The organism is Leisingera sp. ANG-S5 (genome assembly GCF_000813925.1).
Taxonomy (GTDB): domain Bacteria; phylum Pseudomonadota; class Alphaproteobacteria; order Rhodobacterales; family Rhodobacteraceae; genus Leisingera.
In genome coordinates this window covers 676,200-698,626 of record NZ_JWLH01000001.1, presented here as the reverse complement: position 1 = coordinate 698,626, position 22,427 = coordinate 676,200, and the positions used below count along the sequence as shown (strand labels likewise).

Sequence of the window (22,427 nt, the reverse complement as noted above, 5' to 3'; positions counted from 1 at the left end):
GCCTCATGAGCCTCACCCATTTCGACACCAAGGGCGACGCCCATATGGTCGACGTCTCGGACAAGGCAGTGACCTCGCGCATCGCCACCGCCGAGGGCCACATCACCATGGCGCAGGAAACCTTTGATATCATTGCCGAAGGCCGCGCCAAAAAGGGTGATGTTCTGTCTGTGGCCCGCCTTGCCGGTATCATGGGGGCCAAGAAGACACCGGACCTGATCCCGCTCTGCCACCCGCTGCCGGTGACCAAGGTCGCGGTGGAACTGACGCTGGACCCTGACCTGCCCGGCGTGCGGATTGAGGCCACGGTCAAGACCACCGGCCAGACCGGGGTCGAGATGGAAGCGCTCACCGCCGTCTCCACCGCCGCGCTCACCGTCTATGACATGGCCAAGGCCGTGGATAAGGCGATGCAGATCGGCGGCATCCGCGTCACGCTGAAAGATGGCGGAAAATCAGGCAGGTACGAGGCGTAAATGATCTCCGTCAGCGAAGCCCGCGCACATCTTTTGGCGCTTGTCAGCCAGCTGGAAACCGAGGAAGTTCCGCTTGCGGAGGCCGCAGGCCGGGTGCTTGCCCGCGATCTCCAGGCCCGCCGAGACCAGCCGCCGTTCTCTGCCTCTGCCATGGATGGCTACGCAGTAAACGCCGCCGAGGTTGAGCTGCACGCCATGTTCAAGGTGATCGGCGAGGCCGCTGCCGGCCACGCCTTTGGTGGCCGCGTCGGCGCCGGACAGGCGGTGCGGATCTTCACCGGTGCCCCGGTACCGGAAGGCGCAAGTTTCGTTGTGATACAAGAGGATGTGACCCGCAGCGGCGACCTCATCACCATCACCGATGAACCTGGCAGCAACCACAATATCCGCCCCCGCGGCGGCGATTTCACCGATGGCCAGACCGTCAGCGCGCCGCGGCTGCTGACGCCTGCAGACATTGCCCTGCTGGCCGCGATGAACATCCCCGCGGTCCCCGTCACACGCCGCCCGGAGGTTGCGCTGATCTCCACCGGCGACGAACTGGTGATGCCCGGGGATGCGCCCGGACCGGATCAGATCATCGCCTCCAACACCTTCGGTCTCAAGGCGATGCTGGAAGGCATGGGCGCCCGCGCCCGTATCCTGCCCATTGCCCGCGACACCGAAAGCGCTCTGCGCACCGCGTTTGAACTGGCAGAGGGAGCGGATCTGGTGGTCACCATCGGCGGCGCCTCGGTCGGCGATCACGATCTGGTCGGCAAGGTGGCGCAGGACCTCGGGATGGAGCGCAGCTTCTACAAGGTCGCCATGCGCCCCGGCAAGCCGCTTATGGCTGGCCGCATGGGCAGTGCCGCGATGGTCGGCCTGCCGGGCAACCCGGTTTCGGCCATGGTTTGCGGCCATGTCTTCCTGGCGCCAATGATCCGCGCCATGCTGGGATTGCCTTCTGAAGCCCAGCAACTGCAGGAAGCAACCCTTGCAGAGCCGCTCGGCGAGAACGGCCCGCGGGAGCATTACATGCGGGCAAAGGTCGAAAACGGCCAGCTGACCGCCTTTGAAAATCAGGACAGCTCTCTCCTCACCATTCTGGCAGAGGCCAATGCCCTCCTGGTGCGTGCACCAGATGACAGCGCCCGTGCGGTAGGCGAAACGGTGCAATACCTCCCCGTCTGACCCCACTTCTTATTTGCACAAATACTCAAACCGGTGGCGGCAGCTTCCGGGCCTGCCGCTGCCATTCTTCAGATACAGCCATGTTGACACAAAACGTGAACATGCGTAGAACAAAAGAAAACCTGAGGCACGGAGGGAGCGGCGATGCTCACAAAGAAGCAACTTCAACTGCTGGAATTCATTCACAAACGCCTGCAGCGCGATGGCGTGCCCCCCAGTTTTGATGAAATGAAGACGGAACTCGACCTCAGGTCGAAATCGGGCATCCACCGGCTGATCACGGCACTGGAGGAACGCGGCTTCATCCGCCGCCTGCCTCACCGTGCGCGTGCCATTGAAATCATCCGCCTGCCAGAAAGCCTTGGCGGCACTGGCGAACCGCAGGGGTTTGCCCCCAAGGTGATTGACGGCGGTCAGGCCAAAACCACCGCTCCTGCCCGCGCTTCGGCGGACCCGCTGCGCCAAGCGGCGGTTGAACTGCCGGTGATGGGTCGCATCGCTGCCGGCGTGCCGATTGAGGCAATCAGCCAGGTCTCGCATCAGGTCGCAGTGCCAGGGGGCATGATTGCCACAGGCGGCCAGCACTACGCGCTGGAAGTGAAGGGCGATTCCATGATTGAGGCCGGTATCAACGATGGCGACATCGTGGTGATCCGCGAAAGCGCTGCCGCCGACAACGGCGACATCGTGGTGGCGCTGGTCGAAGGCCAGGAGGCAACGCTGAAACGCTACTACCGCGAGGGGTCGATGATCGCGCTGGAGGCCGCCAACCCGGCCTATGAAACCCGCCGCTATCCCGAAGACATGGTTCAGGTCCAGGGCCGCCTGGTCGGCCTGATCCGCACCTACTGACCTCCAGCTCCACTCAGCAGCTGCCGAAGGCGGCGGATTTCCCGCCCCTCCGGCTGCCAGCCGGTCCAGGGCCGCTCGCCTGCAGCCTCCCGCGCTGTCAGGATCTCACCTTCGCGTGTCATGGCAATACTGCCGGTCTGCCGCATCACCTCCGGTGTCAGCAGCAGGCAATTGCCGTCGTCCGGCACAGTGGAAATGATTATGTCCCTTTCGTTGCAGCCGCTTACAGCCGCCAGCTTACGCTTTCCCGGCGCGTGCAGCAGACGGTAGCCCGCGCCCTGCCAGACCGGAATCCGGTCCAGCCCTTCTTCCCAGCGGGCAGCGGCAACAGGCTGAGGTGCCGGATCGCCGTCGTTCTCCAGCCAGATCCCGGCGGTGAACGCCTGCCCCTTGGCGCGCGACAGCGCACGGCCATCTGCTTCCATCACCCCGATCAGCCCGCCGGAGTCGGCAATCAGGATGTCGGGACGCCCGGATGAGGTCCAGAGAGCAAAAGCTGCTGCGGCTGGCAGCAGACCTGCCAGCCGCAACCGCCCCTGCCAGGCCACCGCAAAGACGAACCCTCCGGCCAGCAGCGGCAGCACCCAGGGCACTGGCGCCGCCACATGCGACACTGCGCCGTCAAAGCCGGATACGGTACTGGCCACCATCAGGATCCAGTCCAAGCCCCATTGCATCACTGTCAGCCCGATCCACTCCAGCCCCAGCGGTGCCAGGCACAGCGCCAGCACCGCAGCGGGGATCACAATCGTGCCCATCACCGGCACCGACAGAAGGTTTGCCAGCAGGCCGTAATGCGGAATGGTGTTGAAATGCGCCGCCGCAAAGGGGGCCGTTGCCGCCCCGGCCACCGCGGAGGAGACAACCAGCGCCAAGACAGGCCGCAGCCAGCGCGGCCCCAGCGGCACCTGCCCGTCCCGCAGCGCGGCAAATACGGCCACCAGCGCTGCGGTGGCGGCAAAGCTCATCTGGAAACCAGGGCTCAGCAGGCTTTCCGGCCGCTTCAGCAACACGATCACCGCCGCCACCGCGACCGCGCGCAGGGTGATCGCCCGGCGGTTCAAGAGCACCGCGCCGAACATCACCGCCACCATGACAAAGGCGCGCTCTGTCGCGACATTGCCGCCCGACAGCAGCAGATACCCGGCCCCCGCGGTCAGCGCAGCAACTGCGGCCAGTTTCTTGACCGGCCAGCGCAACGCAACCCATGGTACCAGGCACATCAGAGTTCGAAGCGCGGCGAAAACAAACCCGGTCAGCAAACCCATATGCAGGCCTGAAATTGCCAGCAGATGCGCCAAGTTGCTCTGCCGCAGCGCGGTCAGTGTTTCCTCCCCCACGCCGCTGCGGTCGCCGGCTGTGACAGCCGCGGCAAACCCGCCGGTCTCGCCCGGCAGCTGTTTTTGCAAATACTGCGCCAGCGATCTGCGCAGCTGCTCAACTGGTTTGTCTTCACCGGGGGCTTCGGCCAGCAGCACCGGCACGCGGGTATATCCCAGCCCGCCCAGCTGTTTGAACCAGGCATGGCGGCGGAAGTCGAAACCGCCCGGTTCCGCCGGCCCCTGCGGCGGCAAGAGATGCGCGGTGGTCATCACCCGCGCGCCGGGCGGCGGTATTTCCGCTTGCCCCTTCAGTGAAACCCTGACCTGCGCGGGCGTATCCTCCGGCGCAACCCGGTCCAGCCGCACCTGATCCAGCGTCAGCCGCAGCGCGTCCGTAGGAGAGCGGTCGACAGTCACCACCCGACCCTCAACCGGTCCGTAATAGCGGAAGTCCAGTACCGGAGCGGCCACCAGATGGGTGCGTGCAAACGCCAGGCAAATCCCCGCCGCCAGAAGCGCTGGAACCCAGCACAGAAAGGCCATAGGCCGCCGCAACAGCGCGCAAGCCCCCAGCAGCAGCGACGCACAGCCCAACGCGGTTATTGCCGCGGTGCCCGGTTCGGTTTTCAGGCTGAAATAGGCTCCGATCCCGGCACCCAGAAACACCGGCACCCAGGGAAACAGGTTGCCGCGCTGGCCTTGCAGAACGTCGCTGACTGCAGTTCCAAGCCCCATGCTTGCCCCCCGCCTTCTGGCCCGGTAGACAGGCGGAAACTCTACGCCTCACATGGTTTCCAAAAGGTAAATCCTGCACATGACCCAACCGGTTGTCACCCGCTTCGCGCCCTCTCCCACCGGCTATCTGCATATCGGCGGCGCCCGCACCGCGCTGTTCAACTGGCTCTATGCCCGCGGCCGTGGCGGTAAGTTCCTGCTGCGGATCGAGGATACCGACCGCGAACGCTCCACGCCGGAGGCCACCGCGGCCATCCTGCAGGGTATGGAATGGCTGGGATTGGACCATGACGGTGAGGTGATCAGCCAGTTTGAACGCGCGGACCGCCACGCCGAAGTGGCGAAACAGCTGCTGGCCGAAGGCAAGGCGTATAAGTGCTTTGCCACCCAGGAAGAAATTGCTGCCTTCCGCGATCAGGCCAAGGCAGAGGGCAAATCGACGCTCTACCGCTCTCCCTGGCGCGACGCGGATGCCGCCAGCCACCCGGACGCGCCTTATGTGATCCGCATCAAGGCGCCGCAGGACGGCGCCACCGTGATCCAGGATGAGGTGCAGGGCGACGTCACCATCCGCAACGACCAGCTGGACGACATGATTCTGCTGCGCTCCGACGGCACCCCGGTCTATATGCTGGCGGTTGTGGTTGATGATCACGACATGGGCGTGACCCATGTGATCCGCGGCGACGATCACCTGAACAACGCCGCCCGCCAGATGATGATCTATCAGGCGATGGGCTGGGACGTGCCAGTCTGGGCGCATATCCCGCTGATCCACGGCGCCGACGGCAAAAAGCTCTCCAAGCGCCACGGCGCGCTTGGCGCACAGGAATACCAGGCGATGGGCTATCCGGCTGCCGGCATGCGCAACTACCTGGCACGTCTCGGCTGGTCACACGGCGATGACGAGTTTTTTACGGACGCGCAGGCCAAAGAGTGGTTTAATCTCGGCGGCATCGGCAAAAGCCCGGCCCGGTTCGACACCAAGAAGCTGGAGAATCTCTGCGGCCAGCACATTGCCATCGGCGATGATGCCGCACTGCGGCAGGAAATCTGCGCCTATTTGGCGGCTGCCGGGGAACCCGCCCTGACTGACGCGCAGTCACAAGGTCTGGAGCGTGCGATGTATTGCCTCAAGGACCGCGCGCGCACCTTCCCTGAACTGCTTGAAAAAGCGCATTTTATCCTTGCTTCACGGCCTCTTGACCGGGACGCGAAGGCAGAAAAGGCTCTGACGTCTGTATCCGATGGTATACTGGAAGAATTGACGCCGCAGCTGCAAAATGCTAGCTGGGTCCGTGACGATCTGGAGGCGCTTCTGAACGGATTTGCAGAAGCCCATGATACCAAGTTCGGCAAACTGGCAGGCCCCTTGCGGGCGGTGCTGGCCGGCCGGGCGGTAACGCCTTCGGTGTTCGACATGATGCTGATTCTAGGCCGCGAGGAAACCCTCGCCCGGCTCAAGGACGCAACAGGCTGACTGCGGTCTTAACGCCCGGGAAAGCCTGTTTTGATACGACAACCCCTGCGCGAAACCGCGCAGGCGCTGCCCGCATGAATGCACCCGGACCGGGCGGTATTCGTGCCTGCAACAGGAAGGGACATTTATGACCGACACACAGAAATCAGCCACGCTCACGCTGGATGGCGAAAGCTTTGAGCTGCCCATTTTCTCGCCGACGGCCGGGCCCGATGTTGTCGACATCCGCAAGCTCTACGCGCAGGCAGGTGTGTTCACCTACGACCCGGGCTTCACTTCCACCGCCAGCTGCGACAGCACCATCACCTATATTGATGGCGACAAAGGCGAGCTGCTGCACCGCGGCTACCCGATCGACCAGCTGGCGTCCAAATCGCATTACCTCGAGGTCTGCTACCTGCTGCTTTACGGTGAACTGCCGACCGCAGCCCAGCTCGAGGATTTCGAGACCCGTGTGACCCGTCACACCATGGTGCATGAGCAGATGCACAACTTCTTCCGCGGCTTCCGCCGCGATGCGCACCCGATGGCAACTCTGGTGGGTGTTGTCGGCGCAATGTCGGCCTTCTATCACGACTCGCTGGATGTGACCGATCCCTGGCAGCGCGAAGTTGCCGCCGTGCGCCTGATCGCCAAGCTGCCGACCATCGCCGCGATGGCCTACAAGTATTCGATCGGCCAGCCGTTTGTGTATCCGCGCAACGATCTGGATTACGCGGCCAACTTCCTGCACATGTGCTTCTCTGTTCCGGCCGAGGAATACCATGTGAACCCGATCCTCAGCCGGGCGATGGACCGTATTCTGACCCTGCACGCAGATCACGAGCAGAACGCCTCCACCTCCACCGTGCGCCTGGCGTCTTCCTCCGGGGCAAACCCGTTCGCCTGCATCGCAGCCGGCATCGCCTGCCTCTGGGGCCCGGCCCACGGCGGCGCCAACCAGGCCTGCCTGGAGATGCTCAAGGAAATCGGCACCGTCGACCGCATTCCGGAATACATCGCCCGCGCCAAGGACAAGAACGACCCGTTCCGCCTGATGGGCTTTGGCCACCGCGTCTACAAGAACACCGACCCGCGCGCGACCGTGCTGAAACAGTCCGCCGATGAAGTGCTGGAGCTCCTGGGCGTCGATGACAACCCGCTCCTGCAGGTCGCCAAGGAGCTGGAGCAGACCGCGCTCAACGACCCCTACTTCATCGAGAAGAAGCTGTTCCCGAACGTCGACTTCTACTCCGGCATCATCCTCGAGGCGATGGGCTTCCCGACTTCGATGTTCACCCCGATCTTCGCGCTGTCGCGCACCGTCGGCTGGATCTCGCAGTGGAAGGAAATGATCGCCGATCCGCAGAACAAGATCGGCCGCCCGCGCCAGCTGTATCTGGGCGAAACCCTGCGCGACTACGTCGACATCGAACAGCGCTGAGCGCCGGTTCAAAACATTTCAAACGCCCCGCCGACTGCGGGGCGTTTTCTTTTGTGCTCACTCCGCACACGGCCGCCCCGAACGCTGCGGGACGACCCGCGGAAAGGGTGGCGATCCGGGACAATAACCGGTTTCCAGCCAGACTGTTTCTTCTGAAAATTCAATATTTAAGAGTATTTGACTAAACTCACACAACCCAATACTGAACTGAGGAGTTTATTCAATTCTGGCAGAGCGCCTCCCCGCGCGCGGTACTGCAGAACGCCGTCTGCCAGCTGACTACGGGATTGATGACATGGAATTTTTGATCTTGCTCGGCATCGGCCTCACCATCGGCGGCGTGGCGATTGCGCTGGATGACGACGATGATGAGGTGCAGGAAGAAAGCAACTCTTCCGAACCCATTCCGGAGTCCCTCACGGAAGATGGCAGCAGCATCACAACCTCGGACGGTGACGACGATTTCACAGCGAGCGATCAGGATGAAACAATTTTCCTGCGCGGCGGCAACGACGTTGCGGAAGGGCGTGGCGGCGACGACCGTATTTTTGGTGGCGACGGCGAGGACGTCATTGTCGGCGGCGAAGGGGACGACTTCTTGCGAGGCGGGTCGGAAGACGACACGCTTGTCGACAATGCGGGTTCTGATACGATCTACGGTGACGGCGGCAATGACCTGATCTTCGCGACGACAGCGGTTGATGGAGAAGGCATTGTCAACTTTGCCCGCGGTGTCAGCGATGGCAGCATCACCGATTTCACCGAATTGAATCAGTATTACACGCCGGATACCGACACGGATGCACAGGCTGACGAGGTCTTCGGCGGTGCTGGCGACGACACGGTCATTGCCGGCGACGGAGACACAGTGACGCTTGGCAGCGGCAGCGACACTCTGGGTGTCGGCGATTGGGTTGTTTCAAATCATGACCCGGTGACGGTCACCGATTTTGACCCAGGCGAAGATGTCCTTGTGTACTCGCATGATGGAGAAGGTCCGACGCCTGAGCTTTCGGTGAATCATCTTTTCGATGGAGAGGGAACAGCTCTTCTGTTTGCTGACAATGTTCTGGTTGCCCGCCTGCCTGGTGTCGGAGAAGATTTTTCCCTAGGCGACGTCTCCATCGTCGACCGGGGTGGCAGCGGATCAACACTGGTCTGAAAAAATGTGCCTCAGATAAGCTGAGGCACAAAATCACAGCAGCGGCTCATCAGTACTTGTCAGCGCCCCTCGAATTTCGCGGGGCGCTTTTCCATGAAGGCGGTGACACCCTCCAGGAAATCCCGCGTCTTGCCGCACTGCCCCTGAAGATGCGCCTCTTCCGACAGCTGCTCTGCCAGGGTGCGGGTATAGCTTTCGCGCAGGGCGGTTTTGGTTGCCGCCAGCGCCTTGGTCGGGCCTTCGGCCAGATAGGCCGCCCGCGCGCGCCAGTGGGCGTCGAATTCCGCGTCCGGCACGGCTTCCCAGATCATGCCCCAGTCGCTGGCCTGCTGCGCGCTGATGCGGTCGGCAAACAGCGCCGCACCCGTCGCCTTGGCCAGGCCGATCTGGCGCGGCAGGAACCAGGTGCCGCCGGCATCGGGGATCAGTCCGATCTTGGTGAAGGCCTGCATGAAGAACGCGCTTTCGCAGGCAATCACCACATCCGCCGCCAGCGCCAGGTTGGCCCCTGCCCCGGCTGCTGCACCGTTGACTGCGGCCACTACCGGAACCGGGCAATCATAGATCGCCTGCAGCATCGGCAGGTATTCATCCCGCAGGGTGCGCTCCAGATCCAGCGCGCCGCCGGTGCTGCCTGCATCGCTCAGGTCCTGGCCGGAGCAAAACGCATCGCCCGCGCCCGTCAGCACCACTGCCCGTGCCTCAGCTGCGGCCAGCCGCATCGCATGGGTGATTTCCGACCGCATCCGGCTGGTCAGCGCATTCTTGCGCGCCTCCCGGTTCAGCGTGATCACCGCCAGCCCGTCCTGCAGTGAAAACAGGATTTCTTTGTATTCCATCGGAGTGCCCCATCTAACAATAGCCTTGGGCCGCGCGATCTGTCCGCCTGCGCAGCCGGTTGGCAGGCATGGTGACGCAAAGCGCGCGGGCCGGAAAGACAGACCCGGCGTCAATCCTCCAGGATTTTCTTGAGCCGTTCCTGCTCTTCCGCGCTCAGGGATTGCTCTGCCGCCTTTGGCGTGCGCGCCCGGCCGCGGACATAGAAGATCCCGATCACCAGCGCTGCCAGCAGCATCAATGGACCCGCAGCCCAAAGCAGGAGGTTGGCGCCCTGCGCCGTGGGATTCAGCAGCACATACTCGCCATAGCGGTCGACGATGAAATCCATCGCCTCCCGGTCGCTGTCCCCGGCCACCAACCGCTCGCGCAGCAGGACCCGCAGGTCACGGGCCAGGTCGGCATTGGAGTCATCAATGCTCTCATTGCGGCAGACCAGGCAGCGCAGATCTTCGGACAGCTCGCGGGCCCGGGCCTCCAGCGCCGGGTCCTCCAGCACCTCATCCGGCTCCACCGCCAGCACCGGGGCCGGAACGAAGACTGCAACAGCCACCAGCGCCGCCAGGGCAAGGATCAGGAAACGCATCTGTTTCATTCCGCTGGCACTCCCGCCGATGGTGTCTTGCGCGCGCCGGCGGCCACCCGGAACCGCCGGTCGCTGAGGCTGAGGAGCCCGCCAAGCGACATCAGGATGCAGCCTGCCCAGATCCAGTTGGCAAAGGGCTTGATATAGGTCCGCATGGTCCAGCTGCCGTCCGCCTGCTGATCCCCCAGCACCACATAGAGGTCACGGGTCACGCGGTAATCAATCGCCGCCTCGGTGGTGGGCATCTTGGCAACCGGGTAGTCGCGTTTTTCCGGGAACATGACCGCCTCGGGGCGGCCATTGCGGGTGACTTCGACGCGGCCCTTGGTGGTGAAATAGTTCGGCCCCTGCTCGCGGCTGACATCCGTCAGCTTCAGGGTGAAGGCCCCGACATCAAACGGCTCTCCCAGCTGGGCAACACGGATGTCTTCCTGCTCCCAGGCCGTGAGGCCCGCGATGGCAAAGATGGTGATACCCAGTCCGCCATGGGCCACCGCCTTGCCCCAATCCGCCCGCGGCAGCCGCAGCATACGGCCAAGGCGGTTCTCGCGGCCGCTGCGCAGCCACAGGTCGGCCAGCGCGCCAAAGACCATCCAGGAACCCAGGAACAGTCCCACCGGCCCCAGCGCCGATTTGCCGGTCTGCATCGCCCAGGCCAAGACGCCCAGCGATACCGCCAGCACGAAAACATAGCGCAGCTGCCAGGCCACCTTGCCGATCCTGCCGCGTTTCCACGGCAGCATGGCGCCAATCGGCATGATCAGCCCCAGAACCACCATGAACGGGGTGAAGGCAGAGTTGAAGAACGGCGGGCCGACGCTCAACTTGCGGGCAAAGACCATCTCCGCGATGATCGGCCAGACGGTGCCGAAGAACACCACAAAGCAGCTGACGGCCAGCAGGATGTTGTTGGCCACCAGCGCGGTCTCGCGGCTGACCATGCCAAACAGGCCCTTGGCCTCCATCGCCTGTGCGCGGGCTGCAAACAGCGTCAGCGCGCCGCCGGTGAAGAAGGCCAGGATGAACAGGATGAACACGCCGCGCTCCGGGTCGTTGGCGAAGGCGTGCACACTGGTGATGATGCCGGAGCGCACGATGAAAGTGCCGATCAGCGAGAAGCCGAAGGCAAGGATCGCCAAGAGGATGGTCCAGCTTTTCAGGGCCTCGCGCTTCTCCACCACGATGGCGGAGTGCAGCAGAGCGGCGGCCAGCAGCCAAGGCATGAAGGAGGCGTTTTCAACCGGGTCCCAAAACCAGAAACCGCCCCAGCCAAGCTCGTAATAGGCCCACCAGGACCCCAGAGCGATGCCGATGGTCAGGAACACCCAAGCCGCCAGTGTCCACGGCCGCACCCAGCGGCCCCATGCAGCGTCAATGCGGCCTTCGATCAGGGCGGCCACGGCAAAGGAGAACGCCATGCTGAGGCCCACATAGCCGAGGTAGAGGAATGGCGGGTGGAAGGCGAGGCCCGGGTCCTGCAGCAGCGGGTTCAGGTCCTGGCCGTCGAACGGCGGCACCGTCAGCCGCAGGAACGGGTTGGAGGTGAACAGTATGAAGGCAAAGAAGGCCACGCCAATCGCGGCCTGAACCGACAGCACGCGGGCTTTCAAGGTGGGCGGCAGCCCGCCGCCAAAGACGGAGGCCATGGCGCCGAACAGGCTGACAATCAGCACCCACAACAGCATCGAACCCTCGTGGTTGCCCCAGGTGCCGGAGATTTTATAGAGCATCGGCTTGGCCGAATGGCTGTTCAGCGTCACCAGCTTCAGCGAGAAGTCCGAGGTGATGAAGGCCCACATCAGCGCGCCGAAAGAGAACGCGGTGAACAGGAACTGCGCCTGTGCTGCGGGCTCTGCCACGGCCATCCAGCCAGGCCAGCGTTTATGGGCGCCGATCAAGGGGATAACGGCCTGCACGATGGCAATCATGAAGGCGAGAATTAGGGCGAAATGTCCGAGTTCTGTGATCATGTGCCGGTCTGTCCATGCATGGTCTTCAGGGATGGGTTTCCTATACGCCTCTCTGCCGGGAGGGCCAATGGCAAACGCCGCGCCACGCCGCCGCAGAGGGCAAATTGTGATCAGCCGCGGCGGGCTTTCCAGGCCCTCAGGGCCGGGTTGACCTCCGTTTCGGTGGCATCCAGCCGGGCGGCGGCATCGGTGCCGGTTGCCGCGACAGCCGGTGAGTCTGCCCGCAAACCTTCAAGAGCCGCGATGTTGCGGGCCACCTGCGGCGCCCTTGCCACGCTGGCGGCCAGCCCCTGCTGGAATTCCTGGCTTTTCATCTGATGGCGCGCACCGAAGTAGAAGGAGACAATCACCCCCAACAGCCACCACAAGGGTTCCGGCACCAGCGCCAGGCCTTGCATCCGAGCGGCAAACCAGACCGGATCGCTGAGGGCCGAGATCAGCAGCGCCAGGGTTCCCAGCGCCAGCAAAGGCCGGGGCAGCCGGTTGACGCCGTCCATGATCCGGTCGAACCGGCTTTTGCCGCCATATTGAAACTCGGCCGCCAATTGCTCCAGCGCGGCGCCCTGCATTGCGTACGCCCGCTCTGCACCGGCTTCGGCGTTTTCCCGGAAAACTTCAACAGTTTCCCGCAATACGTTGCGATGCCTCCCAAAAATCAATCCCAGAACATCCGTGATCAGCCCCATTCTGCTGTCCTCCGCTGAAATGCCTGCCGGCTCAGGTGGTACTGGGCTGAGATGAACTCCTCCGCCCGTTTGATCCAGCCGCCTTTGGTGCCGTCACGGGCGCGGGCGAACTTGCGGCTGGCCGCGCGGCGGTCAGCAAGGCGGAAATAGTAATTGCGGCGCGCTATGCCATAGGCGTCGCGCAGGGCGTCCGCGTCAACCAATGCCGCCTGCTCGGCCGCCGATGCCGTCTCCGGGCCGATGGCGCCGTCCACAACCACGCCAAATCCCATTTCATTCAACAGCCGCTGCAGGATGCGCACCGCATTGCTGCCTGCATTCACATACATGTCAAAGACAGTCGCCTGCAGGCAGGCCGGCAGGCTGGCGATACCGGGAGCCTCGTAATAATGGCGGATGAAAATCTCCACCGCCTGCGCCCGGCTGAGCGCCTGCACATCCGCAACTCCCACCCGCCCGTCGCCGGTCAGGTCCAGCCCCAGCCGCCGCATCGTGCCGATGGTCACACCGTATTTGGTTGCGCCGCCCGGGTCAGCCGGGTCATTCACAAAGCCGCCTTCGCGCGCCACGATCTGTTCTGCAATCTCAGTCACTGTTTGCATGTCGCCTCACCATTCTTCGGTTTGGGTCATACTGCCGCACAGGGCCTAAGATCTCCTGACACCACCGTACGCAGGATACGCAACACCTGCCCAGGGCGCTGCCGCGCCGCGCATTGCGCGGCGCCCGGCCCAACGCAAAACGCCCCCCGTGAGGGAGGCGTTCTTGGGGCGGGAGCGCTCTGCTTCCATGACCGGGCTTAGGTTTCGGGCTCCTGATAAACGCCTTGTTCCTTCAGCGCGTCCATGACTTCCTTGGGCATGTAGGTCTCGTCATGTTTCGCCAGGATTTCAGTGGCTTCGAACACGCCATTGACGTAGCTGCCGGTGCCGACCATGCCCTGGTTCTCCTCGAATAAATCGGGCAGCACGCCGGTATAGGCGACGGGCACCGTAGCGCCGCCGTCGGTCACGTCAAAGCGCACGGTCATGCCTTGGCCGCGCTGCAAAGAGCCTTCGGCCACCAGCCCGCCGATGCGGAACACCTCGGAGGGTTTCGGCGGTTCCTCCGCCACCTGGCTGGGCGAACGGAAATAGTTGATCCCGTCCTGCAAGGCATAGCCGATCAGGACGGTGGCAACGATCAGGGCCACCGCGGCAATGGCGATGACCTGGATACGGCGCTGTTTCTTCAGGTTCTTCATGGTGTCCTCATTTCAAGCCCAAGCCAGCGCCGCCCCCGGATCAGGGGAACAGCGGCGCCATCATCAGGCCTTCGGTCTCTTCCTCACCTAACATCAGGTTGGCGTTCTGCAAGGCCTGGCCGCTGCTTCCTTTTGTCAGGTTATCCAGTGCTGCGATGACGATGGCGCGGCCTTCGATCCGGTCCTGCGCCACGCCGATATGGCAGAAGTTGGAGCCGCGCACGTGGTGGGTGCTCGGCGCCTCGCCAAACGGCAGCAATTCGATGAAGGGTTCATCGGCGTAAGCCTTGGCAAAGGTATCATGTATCGCCTGTGCATCGCCCTTGACATAGACGGTCGCAAGAATGCCGCGGTTCACCGGCAGCAAATGCGGGGTGAACTGCACCTTCACAGGGCGGCCGGCGATTTTGCTGAATTCCTGGTCGAACTCGCCCAGGTGCCGGTGGGTGCCACCGATGGCATAGGCGTTGTAGCCCTCGCTCAGCTCCGCGTGCAGCAGGTTTTCCTTGAGCGACCGGCCGGCGCCGGAGACGGCGCATTTCAGGTCCAGGATGATCTCGTCCAGGTCGATGACGCCGGCTTCGATCAGCGGCCGCAAGGCAAACTGGCCGGTGGCGGCGTTACAGCCGGTGCCTGCAACCAGCCGTGCGGATTTGATCTCTTCCCGGTAGAACTCGGTGAGGCCATAGACCGCCTCTTCCTGCTGCGCCAGCGCGGCGTGCGGGTTGCCGTACCACTTCTCATACTCCGCGGGGTCGCGTAGCCGGAAGTCTGCCGACAGGTCGACGATCTTCAGGGTCTTGGGCAGGCCTGCGATCACTTCCTGGCTGGTCTTGTGCGGCAGCGCGCAAAAGCAGAGGTCGATGCCGGAGAAATCGATCTCGTCGATCTTGCACAGCACCGGCAGCTCCATATGGCGCAGGTGCGGGAACACTTCGGCCATGGTCATGCCGGCCTTGCGGTCGGCGGAGAGCGCCGCGATGTCGATGTTCGGGTGCTGGGCAATCAGCCGCACCAGTTCGGCGCCGGTGTAGCCGGAAGCGCCAAGGATAGCCACTTTATGGGTCATGTCAGACCTCGTCTTTCGATGTGATATGCCGGTTCCGCAGCCATCTGCGGAAAGAAATAGGGAAAACTGCGCCCGCGCACTTTGACCTGGAACAAGGTTCCAGGGCGTTTGCGATCAGGCCGCCTGAAAGGAGATTTCCCGTCGGAGGAACTGGGTCGCGCGGTCGCTGACGCGCCCGGGGTTTCCGGTGGTATAGAACCCGCCCGCACCGTTGCCGTACATGTTCGGGTGGCGGGTCAGATAGTCCGACAGGCTGTCGGCCACCAGGTTGCCTTGGCTGAAGACCTTGACGTCCGGACCCAGTGCTTCCTGAAAAGTCTTCTCCATCAGCGGGTAATGGGTACAGCCAAGGATCGCAGCCTGCGGGTGCGGCATCTTGCGTTTCAGCGCATCGACGTGGGAGCGCACCAGCGCCTCGGCCAGGATCATGTCGCCGTCCTCGATCGCATCGACAACACCGCCGCAGGCCTGCGCCTCGACGTCGACACCGATGGCGCGGAAGGCCAGTTCCCGCTGAAAGGCGCGGCTGGCGACAGTGGCGGGAGTTGCGAACAGCGCCACGTGTTTCACCTCAACCTCGCGCGGCGGCGAGTTGTCACCCCACTGCCGCTCGGTCAACGCCTCAATCAGCGGCACAAACACGCCCAGCACCCGTTTGCCCTGGGGCAGCCCGCCTTCCTGCATCCGGCGCAGGGCGGCGGCAGAGGCGGTGTTGCAGGCGAGGATCACCAGATCGCAGCCCTTGTCCCACATGTCGGCCACGGCGGCTTTGGTCAGCTGATACACATCCTCAGCATCGCGCACGCCATAGGGTGCGCGGGCGTTGTCGCCGTAATAGAGGAAATCCACATCCGGCAGGCGCTTTTGCGCCGCGTCCAGAACGGTCAGCCCGCCCAGGCCTGAATCAAAGATGCCTACAGCCATGTCGCCTTCTCACGCGCGGTGTTTCTCTTCGAACTCAAACCCGTACGCATAGGATTTGAGAGGTTCTGGAGAAAGCTCATACGTCGCTTTGCGCAAGAAATCCATAAGGGCTTTTGTATCACCTGCCAAAGGCGCCAGAACGTCGCGGCCCATCGGCTCGCCGATCACGACCCGGACCGGGGTATCGACCCGCTTGCGGAACTCCTGGATCAACAGCCCCATGCGCAGGGTTGCGTGCAGATGGCTGGCGATCTGGAACAGGCGCGAGGTGTGGCCGTCAAAGTACACCGGAACCACCACCGCCTCCGACTTGGCGATCATCCGGGCCGTGAATCCGCGCCAGCCCGGGTCCATCGGATGGCCCATAGGACGCGCCGCGGTGGAGACGGTGCCGCCTGGGAAGATGCCGATGGCGCCGCCCTGCCCCAGATAGCTGAGCGCCTCCTTGCGGGTTTGCAGGTTGGTTTGCATTGCTTCCCGGGTCTCGGCAAAGTCCACCGGCAGGATCACCTTGTTCAGATCCTCCGCCTTGCGGAAAACGTGATTGGCGAGAATGCGGAAATCGCCGCGGGTCTGGGCCAGGATATGCCCCATCATCAGCCCGTCGAGAATGCCGTAGGGGTGGTTGGCTATCAGGATCACCGGCTTGTCTTGCGGGATGTTCGCCAGCGCGCCGCCAGCGATATCCAGCGTCAGCCCGTAGCGTTCGGCCATGACGGTCCAGAAATCCCGTCCCGCGGCGACCTCCTGCTCATAGCCTGCAGCGCGGCGGATCAGGTTCAGCCGGCCGGTGGAGTTCTCCATCAGCCGGATGACCGCGCGGCCCGCGCGGGTAGACGCCGAATGGGCATAGGAAATGTCACGGGCGATATGGCGCTGCGCCTGCATCTGGGCGGGTCTCCGTCTGGTGATACCGGCCAGATAAGACCGGCAGCGCTCTATGCAACAGGTCTGTGACAGGGATGTGACGCTTTGCAGCAAACCGCTGGCCGGGGCTGATACCGGGTCAGGCTGCGGCTTCCCGGTTGCTGCCCATCAGAGGCAGGCCCTCCAACCCGGCGCCGCGCCACAGCACATATGTCAGGATCGGCTCTGCGCCCGTGTTCATCGCATGCGGCTGCCAGCCGCTGTGCAGGCGTGTATCGCCAGCGCCCAGCCAGCTCTCGTTCTCTTCTGTCAGGAACTGCGCGCCGCCGCCCAGAACCACATACAGCTCCTCTGCCTCGTGGCTGTGCCAGTCGTAATTCAGCCCGGCGCCCCAATAGGCGATATAGCCGCGCAGCTGGGTGCTGCGGAAATGGCCGGTTGGTCCGAACAGCTCGAAATAGCCGTAGTTCTGCAGGAAATGCGCGCCGACTTCTTCCTCGGTGTAGGTCTGGGTCCAATGCGCTTGGGAGGCCGAGTTGCGCAGAGCATTGATCAGCGGCTGGGTCGCGGCAGTGCAAGGCTGCTCGAACCCGGCCACCTGATCCAGCGCGGGCATTGCTGCGGGCGCAAGCGCGGCCGGCTGCAAATCACCGGGCCAGGGCGCAAATTCGCGCAGAGCAGGCAGTCGGCTGTGCAGTTCGCGGGCGGCCTGCAGGGCCTGAGAGAGGGACATCGGGCGGCTCCTTTCCGGTGCAGCAGAAACATGCAATCCGGGCCGAGCCTAGCGGCGGCGCGTCAAGCCGCGCGCTGCATTTGCAGGAAAATTGGCCAAAAGCGACCGCCGCAGCAAAAATTTTCAAGCGGACCGGTCCCAAAAGGCGGAACGGCAAACGCCGCGCGTCAGCGCGGCGCCGGGCCCAACTGTCTTGGGCCTTTCTTCGAAAGGATCAAGGCGGGCGGGTGTGCCCCGCCCTGCCCCGGTATTATTCTGCCGCCTGTTTCAGCGGCACGCCGCCCTGGCGCAGCGCGGCCAGCAGCTCCTCGCGGCGCTTGGCAGCCTTCTGCTCGTTCGCCATCTTCACCGGGCCGAAACCACGGATCTGCAGCGGCAGTTCGGCCAGCGCCATGAGCGGCTCCATGATTTCAGGCGCAGCCTTGGGCAGCCATTCCTTCATGTCAGCTTCATACTGCTTGATCAGCGCCCGCTCCATCTTGCGCTCTTCGGTGTAGCCGAAGACGTCCAGCGGTGTGCCGCGCAAGCCCTTCAGCTTGGCCAGCAGGCGGAACCCGCGCTCCATGCCGGCGCCGAACTTACGCTTCTTCGGACGGCCGTTGGGATCGGTGCCGCCCAGCATCGGCGGTGCCAGGTGGTAGGAGAGCTTCAGATCGCCCTCGAACGCCTCTTCAGCCTTGGCGCGGCTGTCGAGCAGCAAGCGGGCGACTTCGTATTCGTCCTTGTAGGACAACAGCTTGTGATAGCCATTTGCCACCGCTTCTTTCAGCGCGGGGTCGCTGATGCCGTCCAGCAGCCTGCCGTAGCGCTTGGCAAGGCCCTTGCCCTGGTAGGCCACCAGATGATCGGCGCGGAAAGCGATCTTCTCATCCAATGTCTTGGGCTTGTCCACCACCTTGGGCTCAATCAGCCTGGCGGCTTCCTGCGGGTGCAGCACCGCCCAGCGGCCGATGTCGAAAGCGCGCTTGTTGCGGTCCACCGCGGCGCCGTTCATCTCGATCGCCTGCTCGATGGCTTCATGGCTGACGGGCACCAGCCCCTTCTGCCAGGCACCGCCGAACACCATCATGTTCGAGAAAATCGAGTCGCCCATGGTGGCGCGGGCCAGCTCGGACGCATCAAACAGGTCCAGCTGGTCGCGGAGGCGCGCCTGCAATGCCAGTTCCAGACGGTCGGAGGGCACCTTGAACTCTGTGTTCTTGGTGAACTCGCCGGTGATAATCTCATGGCTGTTCACCACCGCGCCGGTCTTGCCGGTGGTGGTCAGGCCCAGGGTCTTGGCGCCGGCACTCACCACCAGGTCGCCGCCGATCAAGGCGTGCGCTTCGCCGGTGGCAACACGGATGGCGGAGATGTCCTCGGGGTTGTTGGCAATCCGGCAGTGGATATGCACCGCGCCGCCCTTCTGGGCGAGGCCGGCCATTTCCATCAGGCCCGCGCCCTTGCCGTCGATCTGCGCCGCCTGCGCCAGCACCGCTCCGATGGTCACAACGCCGGTGCCGCCGACGCCGGTTATCACCACGTTATGGGTGCCGTCGATTGCAGGCAGCTCCGGTTTCGGCAAGTCCGGCAGGTCGAGGCCCGCGGTTGCTTCCTTGCGGATCTTGGCGCCTTCGACGGTCACGAAGGACGGGCAGAAGCCGTTCAGGCAAGAGAAGTCCTTGTTGCAGGACGACTGGTCAATGGCGCGCTTGCGCCCCAGCTCGGTGTCCTTGGGCACGATGGAGACGCAGTTCGACTGCACCCCGCAATCACCGCAGCCTTCGCAAACGTCGGAGTTGATGAACACCCGCTGGTCCGGGTCCGGGAACTGCCCCCGCTTGCGGCGGCGGCGTTTTTCGGCGGCGCAGGTCTGGATGTAGATGATGGCGGAGACGCCCTCGACCTGTTCGAACTCGCGCTGGATCTTCATCATCTCGGCGCGTTCATGCATCCGCATGCCAGCCGGGAACAGCGCAGCGTCCACGTCCTCTTTCTCGTCATAGACCACAGCCATGGTCTTGACGCCCATCGCCTTCAGCTCATGCGCGATCTGCTGGGCAGTGAGGCCGCCCTCGGCCTGCTGGCCGCCGGTCATCGCCACCGCGTCATTGTACAGGATCTTGTAGGTGATGTTGGTGCCTTCGGCCAAGGCCGCGCGGATCGCCTGCACCCCGGAGTGGTTGTAGGTGCCGTCGCCCAAGTTCTGGAACACATGCTTACGGGTGGAGAACGGCGCCTCGCCGACCCAGTTTACGCCTTCGCCGCCCATATGGGTGAAGCCAGTGGTTTCGCGGTCCATCCACTGCACCATGAAGTGGCAGCCGATGCCGGCATAGGCGCGGGAGCCGTCGGGCAGCTTGGTTGAGCTGTTATGCGGGCAGCCGGAGCAGAAATAAGGCAGACGGGTGGCGATTTCCTCGGCGTTGTCGGCGCGGCGCGCTTCTGCCAGCGCCTCCATCCCGGCCTTGATTGCCTCGGTCTCGCGGCCTTCCTCGATCAGGATGCCGCCCAGTTTCTCGGCGATCATGATCGGGTCGAGGGCGTATTTGGTCGGGAACAGCTCCTCGCGGTGCATGCCGCCGGCGCCGCCTTTATACCAGCCGTAAACCCGGCGGCCGCGGCGGTTGTCAAAGATCGCTTCCTTGATCTGGATTTCGATCAGCTTGCGCTTTTCCTCGACCACGACGATCAGGTCCAGCCCCTCGGCCCAGTCGTTGAAGCCCTTCATGTCCATCGGCCAGGTCTGGCCCACCTTGTAGGTGGTGATGCCGAGCCGTTCGGCCATGTTTTCGTCGATGTTCAAGAGCTTCAGCGCATGCACCAGGTCGAGCCAGTTCTTGCCCGCGGCCACAAAGCCGATCTTGGCGCCGGGTTTGCCCCACATGCGTTTGTCCATCTTGTTGGCATGGCTGAATGCCTCTGCCGCAAAACGCTTGTAATCGATGATGCGGTTTTCCTGGCGGAAGCGGTCGTCATCCAGGCGGATGTTGAGGCCGTCGGCCGGCATGTCAAATTCCGGGGTGACCAGTTGCATCCGCTCCGGGCGGGCATCGACAACCGAGGTGACCTCAATGGTATCCTTCATGGTCTTTAGGCCGGTCCAGAGGCCGGAGAACCGGCTGAGCGCATAGCCGTAGATACCGTAATCCAGGATTTCCTGCACGCCGGCCGGGCTGACGATCGGCAGGTAGCAGTCCAAGAGCGACCATTCCGACTGGTGCAGCACGGTGGAGCTTTCGCCGGTGTGGTCGTCGCCCATTGCCAGCAGCACGCCGCCGTATTTGGAGGAGCCGGCCATATTGGCGTGCCGGATCGCGTCGCCGGAGCGGTCAACGCCCGGACCCTTGCCGTACCAGAGGCCGAAGACGCCGTCGTATTTGCCTTCGCCGCGCACCTCTGCCTGCTGCGCGCCCCAGAGCGCGGTGACAGCCAGGTCCTCGTTCAGACCGAACTGAAAGGTGACATCCGCCTCTTTCAGCTGCTTTTCGGCGCGGGACATCTGCAGGTCAACGGCCCCCAGGGGCGAACCGCGGTAACCGGTGACAAGCCCGGCGGTGTTGAGACCTTCCGCCTTGTCGCGGTGCTTCTGCATCAGCATCAGGCGAACCAGCGCCTGGGTGCCGTTCAGCAGTACCGGGGATTTGGTCAGATCGTATTTGTCGTTCAGCGTGATTTTCGGCGTGCTCATCGTGGCCTCCTCAACCGGGATTAGCTTGCACTTTCTGCCGGGAAGAATAGGTCATAATTGCTGACCTGAATAGCCGCATTTTTTTCGTTTTTGCTCGCTTGCGCTGGGGAAACTGATACATAACTAAGATTTCATACAGTCGGCCCCGAACGGACAGAAAGTAACACATATGGATTGGGACAAGCTCAGAATATTTCACGCAGTGGCCGATGCGGGCAGCCTGACCCATGCGGGCGACAAGCTGAATCTGTCGCAATCGGCGGTCAGCCGCCAGATCCGGGCGCTGGAGGAAAGCCTCAATGCGACGCTTTTCCACCGTCATGCGCGCGGACTGATTCTCACCGAGCAGGGCGAGCTGCTGTTTGACGCCACACAATCCATGTCGGCGCGGCTGGAGGCGGCCTCTGCCCGCATCCGCGACAGTGAAGAGGAAGTGTTCGGGGAACTCAGGGTCACCACCACTGTGGGGTTCGGAACCCTGTGGCTGGCGCCGCGGCTGACAAAGCTCTACGAACAGTATCCCAATCTCAAGATTGACTTGATGCTGGAGGAACGGGTGCTGGACCTGCCGATGCGCGAAGCAGACGTGGCAATCCGCATGAAGGAGCCGAGCCAGGCCGATCTGGTGCGCAAGCGTCTGATGACGGTGCGGATGGGGCTCTATGCCACTCCATCCTACCTGGAAAAGCACGGCGAGTTGGAAACTTCTGCAGATATTTCCAATCACCGGCTGATCTGCCAGAACCAGCACTCTGCCCAGGTTGGGTCTGCAGCTGTTCTCAGCAAGAAGCTGATGGCGATGGACCCTGGCTCGCTGCTGACTGTGAATAACTATTTTGGCGTTATGCAAGGGGTTCTGCACAATCTTGGGATCGGCATTCTGCCTGATTATGTGACGGAAGAATTCCCGCATCTGGTCGAGGTGCTGCCAGAAGAGACCCAGAACGAGGTTCCGGTTTACCTCGCCTATCCGGAGGAACTGCGTCATTCCCAGCGTGTCGGCGCCTTCCGCGATTTCGTGCAAAGTGAAATCATGGCCCACCGCAAACATATGAAAGAACTGGGCAAGCTCTGAAGTCCGCAGCCGCCGTGCCAGCCGGAAAATTCCGCCGTTCCGCGGCGGGTTATTTATTCTGCAGGGCAAAACGCCGCCAACCGCTGCGCCAGCCATGCAAAAACCGCATAGCAGCATTGACGCTGATTTGGCGTTAATCCCCTT

19 protein-coding genes are annotated in these 22,427 nt (G+C 63.2%); 7 read left to right on the top strand and 12 right to left on the bottom strand.

Features of this window, described 5'->3' with window-relative positions; translation table 11 throughout:
* Positions 1 to 5: 5 nt before the first annotated feature.
* The 3 genes from moaC to lexA all read left to right on the top strand — a co-directional run bounded on the left by moaC (position 6) and on the right by lexA (position 2,501).
* Complete coding sequence (gene moaC, locus RA25_RS03460) at positions 6 to 476, top strand: cyclic pyranopterin monophosphate synthase MoaC (protein ID WP_039170178.1); 471 nt, start codon at positions 6 to 8, stop codon at positions 474 to 476.
* Entirely contained in the window at positions 477 to 1,649 is a 1,173-nt protein-coding gene (locus RA25_RS03455) for a molybdopterin molybdotransferase MoeA (RefSeq protein WP_039170177.1), read from the top strand.
* A 144-nt stretch (positions 1,650 to 1,793) separates the two neighbouring features.
* The gene (gene lexA / locus RA25_RS03450; protein ID WP_019297776.1) at positions 1,794 to 2,501 is read left to right on the top strand and encodes a transcriptional repressor LexA; all 708 of its coding nucleotides are present in this window, start codon (positions 1,794 to 1,796) and stop codon (positions 2,499 to 2,501) included.
* Here the strand turns inward: lexA and RA25_RS03445 are convergent.
* Positions 2,495 to 4,558 carry a ComEC/Rec2 family competence protein gene (locus RA25_RS03445; RefSeq protein ID WP_039170173.1) on the bottom strand — a complete coding sequence of 688 codons (2,064 nt, stop codon included), beginning with the start codon at positions 4,556 to 4,558 and terminating at the stop codon, positions 2,495 to 2,497. The two genes, lexA and RA25_RS03445, sit on opposite strands and share 7 nt — an antisense overlap.
* 79 nt (positions 4,559 to 4,637) lie before the next feature.
* Here RA25_RS03445 and gltX point away from each other — a divergent pair, with 79 nt between their 5' ends.
* The 3 genes from gltX to RA25_RS03430 all read left to right on the top strand — a co-directional run bounded on the left by gltX (position 4,638) and on the right by RA25_RS03430 (position 8,623).
* Entirely contained in the window at positions 4,638 to 6,038 is a 1,401-nt protein-coding gene (gene gltX, locus RA25_RS03440) for a glutamate--tRNA ligase (RefSeq protein ID WP_039170171.1), read from the top strand.
* Positions 6,039 to 6,165: 127 nt separating this feature from the next.
* Complete coding sequence (locus RA25_RS03435) at positions 6,166 to 7,461, top strand: citrate synthase (protein ID WP_019297773.1); 1,296 nt, start codon at positions 6,166 to 6,168, stop codon at positions 7,459 to 7,461.
* 295 nt (positions 7,462 to 7,756) lie between these two features.
* The gene (locus tag RA25_RS03430; protein ID WP_039170169.1) at positions 7,757 to 8,623 is read left to right on the top strand and encodes a calcium-binding protein; all 867 of its coding nucleotides are present in this window, start codon (positions 7,757 to 7,759) and stop codon (positions 8,621 to 8,623) included.
* A 59-nt stretch (positions 8,624 to 8,682) separates the two neighbouring features.
* Here RA25_RS03430 and RA25_RS03425 read toward each other — a convergent pair whose 3' ends face one another.
* The 11 genes from RA25_RS03425 to RA25_RS03375 all read right to left on the bottom strand — a co-directional run bounded on the left by RA25_RS03425 (position 8,683) and on the right by RA25_RS03375 (position 21,208).
* Positions 8,683 to 9,462, bottom strand: coding sequence for an enoyl-CoA hydratase-related protein (locus RA25_RS03425; RefSeq protein WP_039170167.1), 780 nt, complete (start codon positions 9,460 to 9,462; stop codon positions 8,683 to 8,685).
* A gap of 110 nt (positions 9,463 to 9,572) precedes the next feature.
* Positions 9,573 to 10,046: a cytochrome c-type biogenesis protein gene (locus tag RA25_RS03420; RefSeq protein ID WP_039170347.1), complete on the bottom strand. Its 474-nt coding sequence runs from the start codon at positions 10,044 to 10,046 to the stop codon at positions 9,573 to 9,575.
* A 5-nt stretch (positions 10,047 to 10,051) separates the two neighbouring features.
* On the bottom strand, positions 10,052 to 12,016 hold the full coding sequence (locus tag RA25_RS03415; protein WP_039170165.1) for a heme lyase CcmF/NrfE family subunit: 1,965 nt from the start codon (positions 12,014 to 12,016) through the stop codon (positions 10,052 to 10,054).
* 110 nt (positions 12,017 to 12,126) lie between these two features.
* On the bottom strand, positions 12,127 to 12,702 hold the full coding sequence (locus tag RA25_RS03410) for a holin family protein (RefSeq protein WP_039170162.1): 576 nt from the start codon (positions 12,700 to 12,702) through the stop codon (positions 12,127 to 12,129).
* Positions 12,693 to 13,304, bottom strand: a complete 612-nt coding sequence (locus tag RA25_RS03405; protein ID WP_039170159.1) for a holin-associated N-acetylmuramidase — start codon at positions 13,302 to 13,304, stop codon at positions 12,693 to 12,695. The genes RA25_RS03410 and RA25_RS03405 overlap by 10 nt, the downstream gene beginning before the upstream one ends.
* Before the next feature lie 197 nt (positions 13,305 to 13,501).
* Positions 13,502 to 13,945, bottom strand: a complete 444-nt coding sequence (gene ccmE, locus RA25_RS03400; RefSeq protein ID WP_039170156.1) for a cytochrome c maturation protein CcmE — start codon at positions 13,943 to 13,945, stop codon at positions 13,502 to 13,504.
* A 40-nt stretch (positions 13,946 to 13,985) separates the two neighbouring features.
* Positions 13,986 to 15,014, bottom strand: a complete 1,029-nt coding sequence (argC, locus tag RA25_RS03395; RefSeq protein WP_039170154.1) for an N-acetyl-gamma-glutamyl-phosphate reductase — start codon at positions 15,012 to 15,014, stop codon at positions 13,986 to 13,988.
* A 114-nt stretch (positions 15,015 to 15,128) separates the two neighbouring features.
* Complete coding sequence (gene murI, locus RA25_RS03390) at positions 15,129 to 15,938, bottom strand: glutamate racemase (RefSeq protein WP_039146054.1); 810 nt, start codon at positions 15,936 to 15,938, stop codon at positions 15,129 to 15,131.
* Positions 15,939 to 15,947: 9 nt separating this feature from the next.
* The gene (locus RA25_RS03385) at positions 15,948 to 16,826 is read right to left on the bottom strand and encodes a lysophospholipid acyltransferase family protein (protein ID WP_039170152.1); all 879 of its coding nucleotides are present in this window, start codon (positions 16,824 to 16,826) and stop codon (positions 15,948 to 15,950) included.
* 118 nt (positions 16,827 to 16,944) lie between these two features.
* Positions 16,945 to 17,538, bottom strand: a complete 594-nt coding sequence (locus RA25_RS03380; protein ID WP_039170150.1) for a dimethylsulfonioproprionate lyase family protein — start codon at positions 17,536 to 17,538, stop codon at positions 16,945 to 16,947.
* A gap of 250 nt (positions 17,539 to 17,788) precedes the next feature.
* Complete coding sequence (locus tag RA25_RS03375) at positions 17,789 to 21,208, bottom strand: indolepyruvate ferredoxin oxidoreductase family protein (RefSeq protein WP_039170148.1); 3,420 nt, start codon at positions 21,206 to 21,208, stop codon at positions 17,789 to 17,791.
* A 169-nt stretch (positions 21,209 to 21,377) separates the two neighbouring features.
* Here RA25_RS03375 and RA25_RS03370 point away from each other — a divergent pair, with 169 nt between their 5' ends.
* Entirely contained in the window at positions 21,378 to 22,283 is a 906-nt protein-coding gene (locus RA25_RS03370) for a LysR family transcriptional regulator (protein ID WP_019297760.1), read from the top strand.
* The last annotated feature ends 144 nt before the right edge of the window (positions 22,284 to 22,427 follow it).